Here is a 17,260-nt window from a genome sequence, read left to right on the forward strand (position 1 = left end):
AGCTCCACCGTAGGCACCTTGCACTCGATCGCCGAACTCCCCCGCCGTGCCAGAACCCGTACGACAAGCCGCCGTCCATCCGCTCAACCTTCGGCCCGGAGACCCTGACGATGACACCGACTTCTTCATTGCACGGCAAAGTGGCGCTCGTGACCGGGGGCGCACAGGGTCTGGGTGAAGCCCTGTGTCGAACGCTGGCGCAACACGGCACCACCGTCGCCATCGCCGACATCCGAAGTGACAACGCCGTCACCCTCGCCTCGAAGTTAAACAGCGACGGTTTCCACACCATCGCCGTACCGATGGATGTCACGGATGAGAAGGCGGCGGAACTGGCCCTGCGTCGATTCTGCGACCGGTACGGCAGCTTGGACATCCTCGTCAACAACGCCGCGATCGACAAGACCGTATCCGTGGAAGAGCTGACCATACCGGAGTGGGACCGCATCTTGGCGACGAACCTTCGCGGCCCGTTCGTGATGTCGAAACTCGCGCTCTCCATCATGGCCCCACGGCGTACCGGTCACATCGTCAACATCGTGTCGACGGCCGCCAAACGGGCTTGGGCCAACGCTTCAGCCTATCACGCCAGCAAGTGGGGCCTGCTGGGGTTCAGCCACGCGCTCCACGTCGAGGCGCGATCCATCGGCATAAAGGTCACGGCGGTCATCAGCGGCGGCATGCGTACGCCGTTTTTACTCGATCGGTTTCCTGACATCGACCTGGCGAGCCTACAAGATCCACGCAACGTCGCCGAAACCGTTCTGTGCATTCTTCGACTGCCCGCCGAAACGGTCGTGCCGGAAATCACCGTCATTCCGATGCGGGAGACGTCGTGGCCATGATCGCCAAAGCGGTGTTTTTGGACAAAGACGGAACATTGATCGAGAATCGCCCATTCTATCGGGGCCCGGAGCATATCCAATGGATGTCGGGAGCCATCGATGGTTTGCGCCTCTTGCACCGCTCCGGTTATGCACTCATCGTCGTGTCGAACCAGGGAGGCATCGCACAGGGTTGGTTCACGGTCGAAGATCTGATGCACGAGCAAATCGCGCTCCGGGCCGAGCTCGCAAAGTTCGAGGTTCCTCTCGCGGGGTTTTATTACTGTCCTCATCATCCAGAAGGCACGGTGCCCTCGTTCACCATGGAGTGCTATTGCCGAAAACCCTATCCCGGCCTGCTGACTCAAGCAGCCGGTGAACTCAACGTGGATCTGACGCATTCCTGGATGGTCGGCGATATCCTGCACGACATCGAAGCGGGCCGTGCAGCCGGCTGCCGAACCGTGTTGCTCACAAACGGCAATGAAACCGAATGGAACCTCACGGCTTGCCGATGGCCTGATTTCATAGCGGACGACGTGTTTGAAGCAGCCCAACTCATCACATTCACCGACCTGACGGCGACCAGTGAGCGACCGTCCGCGCAGGAAGACGGATCGAAGGACCCCGAACGGTGATTTCCATTGACCGATCTCGAGCCCATCCGTGGCGGAAGGCACGCCGGATACTCTGTGTGCGGCTGGATGCGTTGGGTGATGTCATTATGACAAGCCCGGCGCTGGAGGCGGTGAAGCGGTCGGCCCCTGACCGCCGGGTGACCCTCCTGACTTCTCCGAGCGGCGCTCAGGCCGGTCGTCTTCTGCCTTGCGTCGACGAGGTATGGGTCTATGAAGCACCGTGGATGAAGGGCCACCCCACGGGCGAATCGGCTGCGGCAGACCGAGAGATGATCTCCCGCCTGCGCCTCGGCGCATTCGACGCGGCCATCGTGTTCACCGTGTACAGTCAGAACCCGCTTCCCGCCGCCTTGATGTGCTGGTTTGCGGAGATTCCGCTGCGTGCCGCGCACTGCCGGGAAAACCCGTACCATTTGCTTACGGACTGGATTCCTGAACCGGAGCCGGACTCATACATCCGCCATGAGGTCCGGCGTCAGCTGGACCTGGTCCGCCATATCGGCGCCGAAACCACAGACGAGCGTCTTTTCTTACAGATCCCCGATTCGGCATTCGATACACTCGACGAGATTGTGGGACGGCTCCGCACACAGGTGGATGGGGCCGTGGCCGTTCACGCCGGCGCGACGGCCGCCAGCCGGCGCTATCCGGCCGAGCAATTCGCCGTCGCGGCGGATCGGCTGGCCCGGACATTGGATGCGCCGATTATCTTTACCGGTGTCGAGAGCGAGCGGGCGCTGGTGGAGTCGATCCGGGCCCGAATGAACACCCCCGCATACTCGCTCGTCGGACGGCTTGCCCTTCCTGAACTGGCCGCATTGCTGACCCGCGTACGGGTCTTGATCTCGAACAATACGGGCACGGTCCATGTCGCCGCCGCCATGGGCACGCCCGTCGTCGATCTCTATGCCTTGACCAATCCCCAACACACGCCCTGGCGGGTCCCCCACCGCGTCTTGTTCCACGACGTTCCCTGCAAGTTTTGTTACAAAAGCACATGCCCGCAAACGCACCACGATTGCTTGCGCTTGATCACGCCGGACGAAATCGTCGAGGCCGCGGCGGAACTGGTCGGCCTCAAATCGGGATCGCCGCCCGAGAAAGGATTACACCTTGTACACACTCGGGCTTAACGCGGCGTTTCACGACTCTTCGGCCTGCTTGGTCCATGATGGAATGGTCCTCGCCGCAGCCGAAGAAGAGCGGTTTACGCGGGTCAAGCATGCCAAGCGTCCCATCCCGTTCAGCACCTATGAACTGCCGTTCCATGCCGTCGCCTTTTGTCTACGCCGCGCCGGCATCACATTGAAGGACGTCGACCATGTCGCCTATGCCTACGACCCTACCGGCAAGCTGGGCGACCATATTGGCGACGCGTCGTTGACGTTGCCGATGGAACCGAGCGCCCATCCGGTTGCGGCCGAATGGGAATCGCCCTGGGACCCGCTTTTTCTTTCTTCCATCGTGAATGCGCCACGGCATCTGGCCGCAGGCGCCCCGCATCATCTGCTTGAATGGTTCACCGGCGTGACCGCCCAGGGTCCTTTTCAATGGCACTGGGTCGATCATCACGAAGCCCACGCGGCCAGCGCCTTCCTGCCTTCGCCTTTCGACCACGCCGCCGTGCTCACGCTTGACGGCAGAGGGGAGCGGGCCACCACGACGTATCATGTGGGTGAAGGTCACCAGTTGTGTCGACTCGGTCAAGTCGACATGCCGCACTCGTTGGGATTGCTGTATGAGGAGCTGACCACCTACTTGGGGTTTCTGCACTCGTCGGACGAATATAAGGTCATGGCCCTCGCTTCCTACGGGAAACCCAGCTTCAAACGGTTCTTCCAAGACATCGTGCAGGTCCAAGGTAACGGCCAATATCGGATCCGCTCCCATCGGTTTGACGACATCGTTGGACCCCCGCGCCGGCCCGGGTCACCGTTCGAGCAACGGCATTATGATCTTGCCCGTTCATTGCAAGACGTATTGCAAGAGACGGCATTGGCCTTGACGGAGTGGATGCATCAGGCGTCCCGCTCGCGACACCTGTGCATGGCCGGGGGCGTGGCATTGAACTGCGTCATGAATGCCTATCTCCGTGATCACGGCCCATTTGGATCGATCTGGGTCCAGCCGGCGGCCGGTGACGCCGGTACCGCGATGGGGGCGGCGCTCATGATCGACGCGGCGCAACGATCGCCGACGGGGCCGCGATCCTTCCAGATGGACCATGCGTTCTGGGGACCTTCGTACGGCGAAGAGGACATCGAATCCGTATTGCGTCGCGCCAAACTTACGTTCCGCCGCCTGGTCGATGTCGAAGGAGAAACCGCCGAGTTATTGGCGCGCGATCATATTCTCGGCTGGTTTCAAGGCGCGATGGAATTCGGCCCCCGCGCATTGGGAAGCCGATCGATCCTCGCCTCCCCGATCAACCCGACCATGCAGGATCGATTGAACGACATCAAAGATCGAGAAGATTTTCGACCGGTGGCGCCCGTCGTGTTGGAAGAGGCCGCCGCTCAATGGTTCGAGGGTGCCGCACATTCGCCGTTCATGCTCTTTACCTATCAAGTGCGGCCTGACCGAGCGAATCGAATCCCCGCCGTCCGACACGTCGACGGATCGGCGAGGGTACAAACGGTCACGCGTCTGCAACACCCTCGTTATTACGATCTGATCAAAGCGTTCGAAGCCAGGACGGGCGTCCCGGTATTGGTCAACACGTCGTTCAATACGAGAGGCGCGCCGATCGTCTGTACCCCGCGCGAGGCCGTGGAAGCCTATAGCAGCTCACCACTGGACGCGCTGGTGATCGGTCCGTTTCTCCTGACTAAGAACGGCCGCCGCCCATGACAAGGGTCGTTCGATGAAGCATCATGCTACTTCCGACGCGGCAGTCGTCATGGAATCCGCGAACCCTCAAGCAGAGTGCCTAGTGATCAGCGTGGTTATTCCCACCTTCGATCGTCCCGCCCTACTGCGGCGCTGTCTGGAATCCCTGGTTGATCAAACCATGGCCCCTCCGTCGTACGAGGTCATCGTGGTCGCCGACGGGCCATCCACGGCGACGCAGGAAGTCGTCGATCAATTGCGGAAGACCACGCCGACACCCGAATTGCGGTACCTTGAATGTCCCGTTCACCGTGGTCCGGCCGCCGCCCGGAATCTCGGCTGGCAATCGGCGCGCGGAACAGTCATCGCATTTACCGACGACGATTGCATCGTCCAGCCCACCTGGCTCGAAGCCGGTTGGGCGGCCTTATCGGATGACCATCGGGTCTCCGGGCTGTGGGGACGCATCGTCGTTCCGATCCCCGCTGAGCCGACCGACCATGAGTGGAACACGAAACAGTTGGAGCACTCGCCGGGGGCCACGGCCAACTGTTTCTATCGTAAAACGGCGTTGGAAGCGGTTGGCGGGTTCGACGAGCGCTTTACGGCGGCGTGGCGGGAAGACAGCGACCTGCAGTTCACGTTGCTGGAACAGGGACACCGGATGACATCTTGCCCGCAGGCCGTTGTGTTTCATCCGGCCCGCTTGGCCCCATGGGGGATCAGCCTCGGGCAACAGCGTAACAACCTCTATAACGCGTTGTTGTACAAAAAGCACCCGCGTCTCTATCGGTCACGGATTCAGCGACAGCCACCCTGGCGCTATTATGTAACCGTGGCGGCGTTGTTATTCACCGCCGCGGCAACCATCGCCCAATGGACGACCGGCATATGGGTCGGCCTGGTGTTATGGCTGGTAATGACGGCATGGTTGAGTGCGAAGCGCTTACGCGAGACATCCCGCCGGCCCGGCCACATTCTTGAAATGGTCGTGACGTCGGCGCTGATTCCTCCGTTGGCCGTATTTTGGCGGCTCCAAGGAGCCTGGAGATTCCAGGTGGCCTTTTTGTAACGACTGACGATGCCGGGTGGCTCAACGATCATGGGTGTCGAACTCTTGTGACCTGCGTCATGATCAAACGTCTGAATGTCGGATGCGGCCCTCAACACATTCGCGGATGGTTGAATGCAGACCTCCACCCGGGTCCCGGAATCGATCTGGCGGGGGACATCCGAAGCGGCCTCGCTCTGGAAGCCGACAGCATCCATTATATCGTGGCCATGCACATGCTTCAGGATGTGCCTTATCCGGATATCCCCGTCGTCCTGCAAGAACTGAAACGGGTCCTTACCCCCGACGGCGTATTGCGGCTGGGGTTGCCGGATTTGGACAAGGCGATCCGTGCCTACCTTGCCGGCGATCACGGCTACTTCCATGTACCGGACAGCGATGCCCTCGCCATCGGCACGAAACTCGTGACGCAAATCATTTGGTATGGCTCCGTGCGAACGCCGTTCACGTTCGACTGCATCGTGGAACTCCTGACGCGCGCTGGGTTTCATCATGTCCACCGCTGCGAGTTCCGCCGGACCGAAAGCGGCTATGCGGAGATCGTCCACCTCGATAACCGGCCTCGAGAAAGTCTGTTCGTCGAGGCGATGAAATAGGCACCTTCCTCGCACCATGTCACGCAGCGCTCCATCGCGTCGTCGAATACTCGTCGTCTCTCCGCACTGTGACGATGCCGTGTTCGCCTGCGGCTCGCTGCTCGCCACGTATCCAGGCTCCACCGTCGTGACGGTCTGCGGCGAAGGCCCGGGCCCGGGCGGATCACTCACGGAATGGGATCGAGCGAGCGGTTTTCGAACCGGCGACGACGTCATGGCACTCCGGCGCCAAGAGGATGCGCGGGCGCTGTCGCTGTTGGGAGCATACGGCCTCTGGTTGCCGTTTTACGACAGCCAGTACCACAACCCGGTGTCGTGCTCCGACGTCGTGCGGGCCTTGTCCGCGGTGGTCGAGACGGTCGGATCGCATAGCCTGTTCGCCCCATTGGGTCTTTTTCACAGTGATCATCGATTGACCTCCCAAGCCTGTCTCGCACTGAGGGACCGATACCCCGGATTCACATGGCATTTTTATGAAGACGCCCTGTATCGGCATATTCCGAATCTTCTGGCCGAACGCCTTGCCTCCCTCCGAACCAGCGGCATTCGCACCAGACGGATCAATCTCAACCTTTTGCTCGGCTCTCCATCGGCGGATCGTAAACGGTCCGCCGTCCATTGCTACGTCTCCCAGCTCCGGGCCCTTACGACTCCCGGACGTCCCGGCTACGAAGATGTGTTTCTCCCTGAACGGTATTGGATGATTCAGCCGTGATGGAACAGGATCGCCCTCTTTCGAGCCACCCCCATCGTGACGACCGAACGACCGCCGTCGTCTTGACCCACGATCGCGCCGATGAGGTGCTGTGCACGATCGGTCACCTGGCCCGGATGCCGGAAGAACCGACGATCATCGTCGTGGACAATGCTTCGTCCGACGGGACCGCCGCGCGGATCGCAACCCGCTACCCCGCCGTTCAGGTCTTGCCGATGCGCACGAACCTGGGGGCAGCGGCGCGCAATGCCGGAATCCGACATGCGACAACGAAGTATGTCGCCCTCTGTGACGATGACACCTGGTGGACGGACGGGTCTCTTGCGATTGCGGCGGACGTGTTGGACCGCCACGAGCGCGTGGCGGTCGTCACCGCCAGAGTTCTGGTAGGTTCCGATCAGCACGAGGATTCGACATGCCGCGCCATGGCCCGGAGTCCACTCCCCCGCTTGGCCGATCTACCGGGGCCGACGATTCTTGGATTTCTGGCCGGTGCATCCTTAGTACGTCGGTCCGCGTTCCTGGAGGTCGGCGGCTTTGAACCGCGTTTTTTCTTGGGAGGGGAGGAAGCACTGGTGGCCTATGACTTGGCGGATGCCGGATGGTCGATGCTGTACCTGGCCGCAGCGACCGTGCGGCACATGCCGTCGCCCCATCGAGACGCGGCACAGCGCCGACGTCTCCTGGTCCGCAATGCCTTATGGCTGGCGTGGATGCGTCGCCCCTACAGCTCCGCCTGGCGGGAAACCAGGCGGACATTGGTCCGGCTCAAGACCGATCCGGCCGTTCGAGAGGGTTTTCTCGATGCGTTGAGGGGCCTGTCGTGGGTATGGCGGCGGAGGCGGCCGATCTCTAGGCAGACCGAAGCGCTCGTTCAAATGCTCGAACGACCACCGCATCGCGGAACCGACGTCATGGCGACGTCACCGACGTAATGCGCGCGTCGTCCTTGGAGAGCTGCGTCCGCCTGGACAGCCACCGCCGCAGGACCCATACCGCGCCGATCATTACGACGGCGGACCCCGCCAACACCAGGTAACTTCCCAGACCGGGATTGCGCAGTGTCGTCGTGACTTGGTCCACGAACATCGCGATGGCCAATAGACCGGGCAATTCTCCAAGAACGGTTCCCCAGAGGAAATCCTTGGCGCGAATATGCGTGGCACCGGCGATCATATTGACCACCGTAAAAGGAGCGACCGGAATCACTCGCACGGCGACGACGGCCAGGACTCCTTTGGTGGCGAGATGACGGCTCAATCGATACAGGCGAGTGGACCAACGTTCCACCAGTTGCCGTCCCACCAACCGGCCGATTCCGAACGTCACCATCGCGCTGAGCGTCATGCCGATAAAACTATAGACAAAGCCGTGAAGGGGACCGAAGACCAGTATGGTCGCCGCCACCAGTGCCGTCACCGGCGCGACGACAAGCCCGCCGAGCACGAATGCTCCCACGATGATGAACGGCGCCGCCGGGCCGCGCTCGAATTCCTGCGCATAGGCCGTGAGCCGTGACAGTTCCAGCCACTCTCCGAGGGGCGACCACCGCCAGGCGGCCGCAAGCGCCGCCACCACGAGCAATACGGCCACCCCCATGACGAGCTGCCGCTGGACTGAAGACTGATGCTCGACGGGAACGAGTTGGGTCTCATACGGCCGGCTCGGGTCGATGAACTCCTCGTCCGGCACCAACTCGTCGACTTCGTCCGGAATATGTTTGTCGAACACCTCGAGCGTTCGTTCTCGACCGCGAAGGGCCTCCACGCCGGCGATGAGCCTCGAATACCGACGCAGGGCCTGCGCGACCTCATCCGGGGTGACGTTCAAATGTTCACCAAGGAGGCGATTGCGGAACGCCGCGATTTGCTCCATGACCTTCGGGTTATCCGATGCCTGAACGGCCACATCACATTCCGTGTCGAATCCCAAACTCCGGTTGCTCAGATTCGCCGATCCGATTCGTACACAGCTGTCGTCGATGACACAGACTTTGCTGTGCACACTGATGCACCGGCCCTCTCGATCCGGCACGCGGGGATAATAGAGGGCAAGCCGGTGATGGCGATCGGCCGCGCGGAGACGTTTGAGCACCCTTCCCCGTAAGACATCCATCGTATGCTGCTCCAGCCATCCATCGCTGTTGGGATGCAGAATCATGACGATATCCGGCCCCTCCGCCTGACGTAACACATCGGACAATGTCTCGGTCAAGACGTTGGAGGTGAAGTATTGCGTTTCGATGTAGATGCATCGTCGAGCGGCTCGCAGGAGATCGATCAACAGCCGTTCCACTTCACGCACCGGCGGGTGGTCTGCTCCGGCCGGCATGGTGCGCGCAATGGCCACCTGAATCGCTTCCAAGTGAGGTCGAATCGAGACGGGCCACGGATCGTGGGTCATCGTGGGCTGAGGCGATATCGATCGTTCCCCTGTGGCGGTTTCCCATCGAACCCGCGCCAAGGTTCCCAACGCCGCCGCCGCCGCGCCATCGACCACCATCTGGACGTCGTGAAACGGACGGCACGGCGTACCATCGGGCAGCATCGCGCGGTCCGGATGATCCATTCGATGCTCGGACGTATCCCATCGGCATTGGGCAAAATCGAACCCGCCGACGAACGCGACGAGGTCATCCACCACGACGATCTTTTGATGGTGTGAAGCACCGACCGGATGGGTGCCGTCCTTCCAGAAATGAAGACGTCGGTGCGCCAAGAGATGTTTCGGAAGCCACCACTGCCGTTCCTTGAAATAAATCAGATGGAAGTCCCACACCAACACATAGATGTGCAACCGCTTTCGCCGCATGAGCAGTTCGTCCAGAAACGGCCCCAAGCGATCCGGATATCCATCAGAGGGACGATCGATCAGCATGCGTATACGCGTATCGAAGTCCCAGCCGAGAATGTGAATGGAGCGTTGGGCCGCCAACGCCGCCTCGCGAAACGCGGAGAAGTATTCTTGCCCATCGATCAGGAAAGCGGACCGGCGGGCATCCTCCACGCGCCAACAATTGCGCCCGGGCTCAAAAATCGGACCACGGTGAGGATGATCGGCCGGCTCGAGATGCTGAGGCGGCTGGTGAAACCGGAACGGGAATCCCGGTTCACTCAAACGGGATGTCGATTCTTTCATCGGATCAGCGTCGCTCTCTACGCCTGGCGTGACCTCGTTGTTCGATGCATATCAAATGCCCACTGCTGTTCTGGTGTCGGATTTGCCATCACATCTTGCTTCCCTGCTCTGTCTTTTGCTTCGCATCCTTCCCGTTTCCACAGAAGACATTTTGTCTGATCGGTTTCGCATCGTTGTGCCGGTCCACGGATGTCTTGTCCGGGGCAAGACATCCTGTCTGGATGTCATGGCGGTCTCCAACCGGGTTTCTTCTCTCCGCGGGATCCTTCTCAACACAATTCTCTGTTCTTTTAATAGAAGGCATGATCGCGCTACTGAGAGAGAGGGGGTCTGCATTTTGCAATCACCGGAGATGAATCGTTGTTGGAAATTCCAAATCCCTTCACACATTACCTTCACAAGGAGGATGGGTATGAACATGCGACGAAGTCTCACTTTCACGCTGATTGTCGGTGGAATATTACTCTGCGGAGGAACATCTCAGGCGGACCAATCCAAGAGTGGAACTCAAAAGAGTGGAACCCACTCGAGCGGCGCAATGGGGAGTGGATCAGGAGGCGGATCAGGCAGCACCGGTGGATCAAGCGGAAGCATGAACCAGGGTCATGAATCGTCGGGCAAGATGGGGCAGGATTCATCGGTGATCACCCCGGAAAACCCGGGCGGTATCGTGACGCGCGGAGGTAGAGGAGAAATCCCCAGTGACAGTAAGGTTGATCCCCTCAGTACCGACCAGAAGAAATCAGGATCCGGCTTCAGCGGCACGATCGACGATTCTCCCGGCGGAGCAGGATCTTCCGACTCAACTCGATCCTCCGGAGGAAAGGGATCTTCAGGAGGCATGGGATCATCCGGGGGAGCCGGTGGCAGTCGGTAGTACCTCGTCGCGTGGTAAATCTTCGATAACGACGAACTGAGGCAGGCGGAGAGGTTCCCCTGCCTCGGAGACTCACTCCCCATGACCCAGTCACAGACGATCGAAACGCCTCTTCCTTCGCTGGGTGGATCCCCCGATATTCGCCAAGGATCCATTCAGTTTATCGGAACGGCCACGGTGTTGATCCGTTATGCCGGTTTCACCGTTCTGACCGATCCCAACTTTTTGCATCGGGGGGAATATGTCCACCTCGGGTATGGGCTCCGATCTCGACGGTTGACCGAACCCGCGCTGGCTTTGACGGACCTGCCTCCCATCGATCTGGTCCTCTTGTCGCATTTACATGAAGATCATTTCGATCGGCGCGTCGAGCGAGATCTCGACCATACGGTGCCGATCGTCACGACAAGGCCTGCGGCGGCGGCCTTGGGGAAAAAAGGCTTTCGCCGCACCATCGGGTTGGAGACCTGGGCAAAGACCTCGTTCGTTCGAGACAACCGGCGGCTCACGATCGCCGGCATGCCTGGACGCCATGGTCCATGGCTGATTTCACGTTTATTACCGCCGGTCATGGGAAGCATGCTGGAATTCATGGAAGCGGACCGCGTGCTGTTGCGGTTGTACATCAGCGGGGATACGTTGCTCTATGGCCGGCTCGAGGAGGTCGTGCGCCGCTATACGTCCATCGATCAGGCGTTGATCCACTTGGGGGGAACCCGGGTGCTGGGGCTGCTTGTCACCATGGACGGCGCACAGGGCGTGGGCTTGTTGAAACTCTTGCGTCCGACGGTCGCCATTCCGATTCACTTCAACGATTACACGGTATTCAAATCGCCTCTCTCGGATTTCCAAGCCGAGGTTCGCCAGGCCAACCTCGACACCGAAATCCGGTACCTTCACCACGGTGACAGCTACGTCTTTGAAACTCCCGTCTCCGGGGAGCACCCCATGAAACCAGCCAGGTAAAGGAGATCGCGCTTATGCCGGAACAACAACGACCTCCTCAGCAACAACACCGACAACCCGGCCTCGAGTCCGAAATGACTCCGAAGCCGAAAGCGGAAGACCAAAAGCATCATGGCAAGGGAAAATTGAGCCAAAAGGTCGCCGTCATCACGGGAGGCGACAGCGGCATCGGGCGCGCAGTCGCCATTGCCTTCGCCCGTGAAGGAGCGGATCTCGCCGTCGCCTACCTCGACGAACACAAAGACGCGGAAGAAACCCGGCGTCTGGTCGAACAAGAGGGTCGGCGTTGCATCCTCATACCGGGGGACGTCGGGGACCACGAGCACTGCGTGAAGGCGGTCGGCACGGTGCTACGTGAGCTGGGGCGACTCGATATCTTGATCAACAATGCCGCTCAGCAGCAACCTCAAGACAGTCTCGACAAGATTACACCCGATCAGCTCGAACGCACGTTTCGCACCAATATCTTTTCCTATTTCTTCATGGCGCAGGCGGCATTGCCGCATCTGACGGAGGGCGCGAGCATCATCAACACCACGTCGGTGACCGCCTATAAAGGAAGTCCTCAACTGCTCGACTATTCGTCCACCAAGGGTGCGATCGTATCGTTCACCCGTTCGCTCTCGATGGCATTGGCGGAAAGGAAGATCCGCGTGAACGCGGTGGCTCCGGGACCCATATGGACTCCCTTGATTCCATCCACATTTCCTCCGGAGAAGGTGGCCACATTCGGGTCCGACGTACCATTGAAACGTGCCGGCCAGCCTGAGGAGGTGGCACCGAGTTACGTCTTCCTCGCCTCGGAAGACGCCTCATATATGACCGGACAAGTCCTGCATCCCAACGGAGGAACGGTCGTGAACGGTTAGTCGACTCCAAACCATCATTCGCGAAAGGAGACTTGTCATGCCGAAGCGCGGTTCAGACCGAACGAAAGCGAAGCCGTCGTCCAAAAAGAAGCCGTCCGACGCCATCCAGCTCTTGCAGGAGGATCACCGGAGGGTCGAAACCCTCTTCGATCAATTCCTCGACGCCGACGGTGGAAAAAGACAGCAGGTCGCCCAGCAGATTTTCCATGAGCTCGAGGTGCACAGCACCTTGGAGGAAGAGCTCTTTTATCCGGCGCTTCAGAGTCAAGGCGACTCCGCCGATTCGGCGCTGCTCGAAGACAGCGAAGACTTGGACGAAGGCGAGGACTCAACGGATACGTCGGATTCATCCGAGATGGATGCAACGGAAGTCGACCTTGAAGAAGACGCCGACACGCCGGATGAGGCCACCGACGACATGATTGCCACCGCCTATGACGAACATCGCGCGGTACGGGACATGATCGCGCAGCTCAAGCAGAAAGACGCGTCGAGCCCGGACTTTCGTCAAGGCATGATCGAATTACAGCAAGCGGTGGCCGACCATGTTTCGGCGGAAGAGGACGAAATGTTCGCCCAGGCTCAGCTGAGCGTGGACATCAAGATGCTGGGCGCTCAAATGCAGCAACGCAAACAGGAGCTTCTTTCCGAAGCCGCCTGAACGCCTCACGCTGACGGCCACCGCACGGCCGGCCGTGCGGTGGCCCCAACTCCTCGCCGCTAGGACACGCTGGGTAGCGGGTCTTTGTCGAGCAACGCGCGAGTGATCGCTTCGTACAGCTCTTCGGTCACGGATCCCTTCGACACGAACGACGCCGCTCCGGCACTCATCATCGCTTTGACGATCTGATGATCGTCATGAACGGACAAGGCCACGATGACGATCTGAGGGAAATGTTCATGGATGTGGCTTGTCGCAGTCACGCCGTCCATCACGGGAAGATTCACGTCCATGATCACGACGTCCGGCTGCAATCGTTCCGTCAACTCGACGGCTTGCTTTCCATCGGAAGCTTCCCCGATCACTTGAAACCGCTCATGCCCGTCCAAAAGGGTTTTGATCCCATGACGGACCATCACATGGTCATCGACCAGGAGGACTCGAGTGATCGCCGGTTTGCGCGGGTGCTGCGGAGCGGGCCCCGTAAGGGAATCGGCGGCCTGCTTTCTTCGTGGTTCATCACTGCGTGAACCGCGCGATTCCGGTGTCGCCGCCGGCTCGGGCCAATAAGGCACGGTGATGGAAGCTCTTGTGCCCCGGCCCGGCGTGGAGTGAATCTCGAATCGTCCTCCCATCGCGCTCATCCGCTCATGAATACTGAAGAGGCCGAACCTGGATGACGCCGCGTCGGGGGCGGTCACGGCAGCACTGTCAAACCCCTGCCCGTCATCGGTGACTGTGATGCGCAGTTCGGTGGGGGTGGTCTCCACTGCAACCACGGCGCGATTCGTCCCCCCATGTTTCACGACGTTGAGCAGCAATTCCCGAACGGACTGAAAGACCAAAATCGCCTGATCATCGGGCAAATTGATCCGATCCGCCTTGACCTGAACGTCCACCGCAAGCCCATGGGCGCGCATGTTCTCGGACAACCATTGCAGCGCGTGTGTCAAGCCGAATTCCTGCAAAGAAGGAGGGGCCAGATCCGCAATGAGCGTCCGCGTATACTGCAAGGAGTCTTGAAGAATATTGTCCAACTCCTGGAGCAGTTGAGATCCCGATGGCTCACTCGTGGACGCGGCGGCTCGTCTGAGCTTCATCCGGCCCACGACCAACAGCTGCGCGAGGTAGTCATGGAGGTCGCTGGCCAGCTTGCGGCGCTCCCGCTGTTCGGTCAGCGTCAGATCACTCGCCAAGGCACGCAACCGTTCTTGGGACAGCATCAGTTCTTTCGTCCGCGTCTCCAGTGCGGCATGGGCGGTGCGGTTATCGTCGCGCAATCGCTTCCGCTCGAGCGCCTGTTTGACGGCGGAACCCAGCCGATCGATGCGATCCTTCATGATGTAATCCGCGGCCCCATGATGCAACAAGGCGACGGCTTGTTCTTCGCCGATGGAGCCCGACACGATGACAAAGGGAATATCCAGCCGGCGCCTCTGTAGATGCATGAGGGCTCCTAATGCGTCGAAACTCGGCATCGTATTGTCGGAAAGTATCAGCTCATACGGCCGATCGAGACGCTTAAGAAACTCTTCCTCCGTATCCACCCGATCCCAGACGGGGTCGAACCCGGCACGTTTCAGCTCCCGCACCATCAATTCTGCATCCGTGTCCAGATCTTCCAACAGCAAGACGCGCAACGGCTGTGCCATACGACCCTCCGCATATGCCAATTGATCTCTCGTGCTCATCAAGGCGACTGATTCATGACAAGCCAGTACAGGTTCAACTGTTTCACGGCCTCGACGAATTGATGAAAGTCCACCGGCTTCACGATATAGCTGTTGACGCCCAGCTTGTAGCTCTCGACGACGTCCTGTTCTTCCCGCGACGACGTCAACACGACGACGGGAATGGATCTCGTTCGGTCGTCGCTCTTGCAGCGGCGGAGCACTTCCAGCCCGTCGACTTTCGGAAGTTTGAGATCCAACAGAATCAATTTCGTCTGGTCGCACGGGCTGTACTCGACATACTCCCCCCCGCCGAACAGACAGTCCAACGCTTCCGCCCCGTCCCGCACCACATGAATATGGTTGGCAAGGTGATACTGTCTGAACACACGCAAGGTCAATTCAATGTCACTCTCATTATCCTCGACCAGCAAGACTGAGATGTGTTCCGGCACGGTCATGCTCATGGTCCCTCTCGAGCGTGAAATAGAAGATCGCTCCTTCGTTTAATCGTCCTTCGGCCCATACCCGTCCTCCGTGGCGCTGGACGATTCGGTGGACGAGCGCGAGCCCCACGCCGGTCCCCTCGAACTCCTCCGCCCGATGCAGCCGCTGGAAGACGCCGAACAGTTTGCCGGCATACTGTTGATCGAATCCCACCCCATTGTCTCGAATCCAATACACCACGCTGCCGGGCTGCTGTGTGTCTTCATGCCATCCGATCTCGATCAGGGACCGCGGACGAGGACGGGAATATTTCAATGCGTTGGAGAGGAGGTTGGTCCATACCTGCTTGATCAGCCGACGATCGGCCAAACATTTCGGCACGTCTTCCACGATCAGCTCCGCCTCACGCTCGTGATCCTGCCGCCGCAGTTCCAGCCACGCTTCACGGATAACCCGCTTGATATCCACCGTCTGTCGGTTGAGCGTCGACCGCGACAGCCTGGAAAACTCCAGCAGGTCGTCGATGAGCTCACCCATGCGCCCCGCGCTCTTCTGGATGATGTTCACATATCGCCGTGCTTCGGGCGGAAGCGACGGTCCGAAGTCTTCGACCAGCACCTTGGCGAATCCGTCGATCGACCGCAACGGTGCGCGGAGATCGTGCGAGACGGAATAGCTGAATGCCTCCAATTCCTTATTGGCCTCCCGTAGCGCGCGCTCGTTTTGCTTGTGTTCGGTGATATCGTGAGCGATGGACGAAATACCGAGAATCGTTCCGGACGCGTCCGTAATGGGCGACAACGTCAGCGACACGTCTATGGAATGCCCGTTTTTGTGCCGCCGCACGGTTTCGCGCTGCTCGATGCGTTCGCCCATGCGGACACGGGCCAAAATCTGCTCTTCTTCCTGCACACGATCCGGAAACAGAAGAGTCGTCACGGGTTGCCCGATGATTTCTTCGGCCTTGTATCCGAACAGACGTTCGGCCCCGCCGTTCCACGTCATGATGGTCCCATCAAGACTCTTGCTGAGGATGGCATCGGTCGATGATGTGACGATGGCGGCAAGATAGGCCGTGGCCTGTTCGGCGCACTTTCGCTCCGTTACATCGCGGATAACGACGGCATGCGCGTGCAATGTCGCCTTTTCGTTGCGCAATGCCGTGATCATCACGTTGGCGACGAACCGTACGCCGCATTTTTTCATCATCTGCCGGTCGATCTCGGTCCGAGCCGCTTGTCCCGCCGCCGTCTCCAGCGCCTGATGCAAATCAGTCTCCGCTTGGTCCGAAGCCGCGGGAGGATACAAGCATGCGTAGGGCCGGCCGATGATTTCTTCACCGGCATATCCCGTCAGACGCTGCGCCCCGCTGTTCCAGGTGGTGATCTTGCCGTCGGCATCCAGCAAGAAAATCGCATAATCTTCTATTCCTTCGACCAACAGCCGGAATCGCTCCTCACTCTGCCGCCGGGCCTGTTGCTTGGCCCATTCTCGAAGTTGGAACAATTCCACGAATGCGTTTACTTTATGCCGCAGAACATCGGACATGACGGGCTTGACGAGATAGTCAACGGCTCCGCTTGAAAGTCCCCGCACGACGTCTGCCTCCATGGTGTCCACACCCGAGAGAAAGATGATCGGTGTGAAGCGGGAACGGTCCCGTTGGCGGATCAATTGCGCCAACTCCAAACCGTCCATGTGTGGCATCCGCACGTCCAAAATAATGACCGCACAATCATGGCGTAACAGATGACGTAACGCGTCCTGGCCGGTCTGCGCCGTCAGGACCATACGACCGGGTCCCTCAAGGAGGGCCTTCATGGCGATCAGAATGTTCGGATCGTCATCGACGAGCAGAATAGGCGCCGGAATCGCCGTGAGCGCGGAAATGTCCGGCATGTCCTTGGGCGAGACGACCGTTTTCATGGAGGCGTTCACCAACATTTTTGATACATGCC

At 59.8% G+C, this 17,260-nt stretch carries 17 protein-coding genes; 12 read left to right on the forward strand and 5 right to left on the reverse strand.

The annotated features are described in order from the left end of the window. Positions 1-110 precede the first annotated feature (110 nt). Genes A4E19_14315 through A4E19_14350 form a run of 8 tightly spaced genes read left to right on the forward strand, consistent with a single transcriptional unit; the run spans position 111 to position 7,609 of the window. Positions 111-845, forward strand: coding sequence for a short-chain dehydrogenase (locus tag A4E19_14315; protein ID OQW37328.1), 735 nt, complete (start codon positions 111-113; stop codon positions 843-845). Next, positions 842-1,462, forward strand: coding sequence for a hypothetical protein (locus A4E19_14320; protein ID OQW37329.1), 621 nt, complete (start codon positions 842-844; stop codon positions 1,460-1,462). Before A4E19_14315 ends, A4E19_14320 begins: the two co-directional genes overlap by 4 nt. A gap of 47 nt (positions 1,463-1,509) precedes the next feature. Beyond that, positions 1,510-2,595, forward strand: coding sequence for a glycosyl transferase (locus A4E19_14325; protein ID OQW37356.1), 1,086 nt, complete (start codon positions 1,510-1,512; stop codon positions 2,593-2,595). Then, positions 2,576-4,312, forward strand: a complete 1,737-nt coding sequence (locus tag A4E19_14330) for a carbamoyltransferase (GenBank protein OQW37330.1) — start codon at positions 2,576-2,578, stop codon at positions 4,310-4,312. Before A4E19_14325 ends, A4E19_14330 begins: the two co-directional genes overlap by 20 nt. 49 nt (positions 4,313-4,361) lie before the next feature. Further along, positions 4,362-5,363 (forward strand): hypothetical protein, encoded by a 1,002-nt coding sequence (locus A4E19_14335; GenBank protein ID OQW37331.1) that lies wholly within the window; start codon positions 4,362-4,364, stop codon positions 5,361-5,363. A gap of 59 nt (positions 5,364-5,422) precedes the next feature. Further along, positions 5,423-5,959, forward strand: coding sequence for a hypothetical protein (locus A4E19_14340; protein OQW37332.1), 537 nt, complete (start codon positions 5,423-5,425; stop codon positions 5,957-5,959). Positions 5,960-5,975: 16 nt separating this feature from the next. Continuing rightward, positions 5,976-6,674 carry a hypothetical protein gene (locus A4E19_14345; GenBank protein ID OQW37333.1) on the forward strand — a complete coding sequence of 233 codons (699 nt, stop codon included), beginning with the start codon at positions 5,976-5,978 and terminating at the stop codon, positions 6,672-6,674. After that, positions 6,674-7,609 carry a hypothetical protein gene (locus A4E19_14350; GenBank protein OQW37334.1) on the forward strand — a complete coding sequence of 312 codons (936 nt, stop codon included), beginning with the start codon at positions 6,674-6,676 and terminating at the stop codon, positions 7,607-7,609. The genes A4E19_14345 and A4E19_14350 overlap by 1 nt, the downstream gene beginning before the upstream one ends. On the opposite strand, the gene A4E19_14355 is transcribed toward A4E19_14350, so the two are convergent. Both A4E19_14355 and A4E19_14360 read right to left on the reverse strand, forming a co-directional pair. Further along, positions 7,587-9,710 carry a hypothetical protein gene (locus tag A4E19_14355; GenBank protein OQW37357.1) on the reverse strand — a complete coding sequence of 708 codons (2,124 nt, stop codon included), beginning with the start codon at positions 9,708-9,710 and terminating at the stop codon, positions 7,587-7,589. The two genes, A4E19_14350 and A4E19_14355, sit on opposite strands and share 23 nt — an antisense overlap. Positions 9,711-9,900: 190 nt before the next feature. Beyond that, entirely contained in the window at positions 9,901-10,155 is a 255-nt protein-coding gene (locus A4E19_14360; protein ID OQW37335.1) for a hypothetical protein, read from the reverse strand. Between the two features lie 69 nt (positions 10,156-10,224). On the opposite strand from A4E19_14360, the gene A4E19_14365 reads away from it, so the two are divergent. From A4E19_14365 to A4E19_14380, 4 genes are all read left to right on the forward strand, one after another. After that, positions 10,225-10,689: a hypothetical protein gene (locus tag A4E19_14365; protein ID OQW37336.1), complete on the forward strand. Its 465-nt coding sequence runs from the start codon at positions 10,225-10,227 to the stop codon at positions 10,687-10,689. A gap of 81 nt (positions 10,690-10,770) precedes the next feature. After that, positions 10,771-11,655 (forward strand): MBL fold metallo-hydrolase, encoded by an 885-nt coding sequence (locus A4E19_14370; protein ID OQW37337.1) that lies wholly within the window; start codon positions 10,771-10,773, stop codon positions 11,653-11,655. Between the two features lie 14 nt (positions 11,656-11,669). Further along, positions 11,670-12,524, forward strand: coding sequence for an NAD(P)-dependent oxidoreductase (locus A4E19_14375; protein OQW37338.1), 855 nt, complete (start codon positions 11,670-11,672; stop codon positions 12,522-12,524). Positions 12,525-12,561: 37 nt separating this feature from the next. Beyond that, complete coding sequence (locus A4E19_14380) at positions 12,562-13,185, forward strand: hypothetical protein (protein OQW37339.1); 624 nt, start codon at positions 12,562-12,564, stop codon at positions 13,183-13,185. 59 nt (positions 13,186-13,244) lie between these two features. On the opposite strand, the gene A4E19_14385 is transcribed toward A4E19_14380, so the two are convergent. From A4E19_14385 to A4E19_14395, 3 genes are read right to left on the reverse strand one after another with little or no spacing between them, the layout of a single operon-like run. After that, positions 13,245-14,876 (reverse strand): hypothetical protein, encoded by a 1,632-nt coding sequence (locus A4E19_14385; protein OQW37340.1) that lies wholly within the window; start codon positions 14,874-14,876, stop codon positions 13,245-13,247. After that, entirely contained in the window at positions 14,876-15,316 is a 441-nt protein-coding gene (locus tag A4E19_14390; protein OQW37358.1) for a two-component system response regulator, read from the reverse strand. Before A4E19_14390 ends, A4E19_14385 begins: the two co-directional genes overlap by 1 nt. Next, complete coding sequence (locus A4E19_14395; GenBank protein OQW37341.1) at positions 15,273-17,246, reverse strand: hypothetical protein; 1,974 nt, start codon at positions 17,244-17,246, stop codon at positions 15,273-15,275. Before A4E19_14395 ends, A4E19_14390 begins: the two co-directional genes overlap by 44 nt. Positions 17,247-17,260 lie beyond the last annotated feature (14 nt).

It is taken from the genome of Nitrospira sp. SG-bin1 (assembly GCA_002083365.1).
Taxonomy (GTDB): domain Bacteria; phylum Nitrospirota; class Nitrospiria; order Nitrospirales; family Nitrospiraceae; genus Nitrospira_D.

Coding starts and splice junctions, on each gene's coding strand:
- A4E19_14380 (OQW37339.1), top strand. CDS start 12,562: ATGCCGAAGCGCGGTTCAGACCGAACGAAAGCGAAGCCGTCGTCCAAA.
- A4E19_14340 (OQW37332.1), top strand. CDS start 5,423: ATGATCAAACGTCTGAATGTCGGATGCGGCCCTCAACACATTCGCGGA.
- A4E19_14345 (OQW37333.1), top strand. CDS start 5,976: ATGTCACGCAGCGCTCCATCGCGTCGTCGAATACTCGTCGTCTCTCCG.
- A4E19_14395 (OQW37341.1), bottom strand. CDS start 17,246: ATGTTGGTGAACGCCTCCATGAAAACGGTCGTCTCGCCCAAGGACATG.
- A4E19_14375 (OQW37338.1), top strand. CDS start 11,670: ATGCCGGAACAACAACGACCTCCTCAGCAACAACACCGACAACCCGGC.
- A4E19_14390 (OQW37358.1), bottom strand. CDS start 15,316: ATGACCGTGCCGGAACACATCTCAGTCTTGCTGGTCGAGGATAATGAG.
- A4E19_14315 (OQW37328.1), top strand. CDS start 111: ATGACACCGACTTCTTCATTGCACGGCAAAGTGGCGCTCGTGACCGGG.
- A4E19_14335 (OQW37331.1), top strand. CDS start 4,362: ATGGAATCCGCGAACCCTCAAGCAGAGTGCCTAGTGATCAGCGTGGTT.
- A4E19_14385 (OQW37340.1), bottom strand. CDS start 14,876: ATGAGCACGAGAGATCAATTGGCATATGCGGAGGGTCGTATGGCACAG.
- A4E19_14320 (OQW37329.1), top strand. CDS start 842: ATGATCGCCAAAGCGGTGTTTTTGGACAAAGACGGAACATTGATCGAG.
- A4E19_14365 (OQW37336.1), top strand. CDS start 10,225: ATGAACATGCGACGAAGTCTCACTTTCACGCTGATTGTCGGTGGAATA.
- A4E19_14370 (OQW37337.1), top strand. CDS start 10,771: ATGACCCAGTCACAGACGATCGAAACGCCTCTTCCTTCGCTGGGTGGA.
- A4E19_14350 (OQW37334.1), top strand. CDS start 6,674: ATGGAACAGGATCGCCCTCTTTCGAGCCACCCCCATCGTGACGACCGA.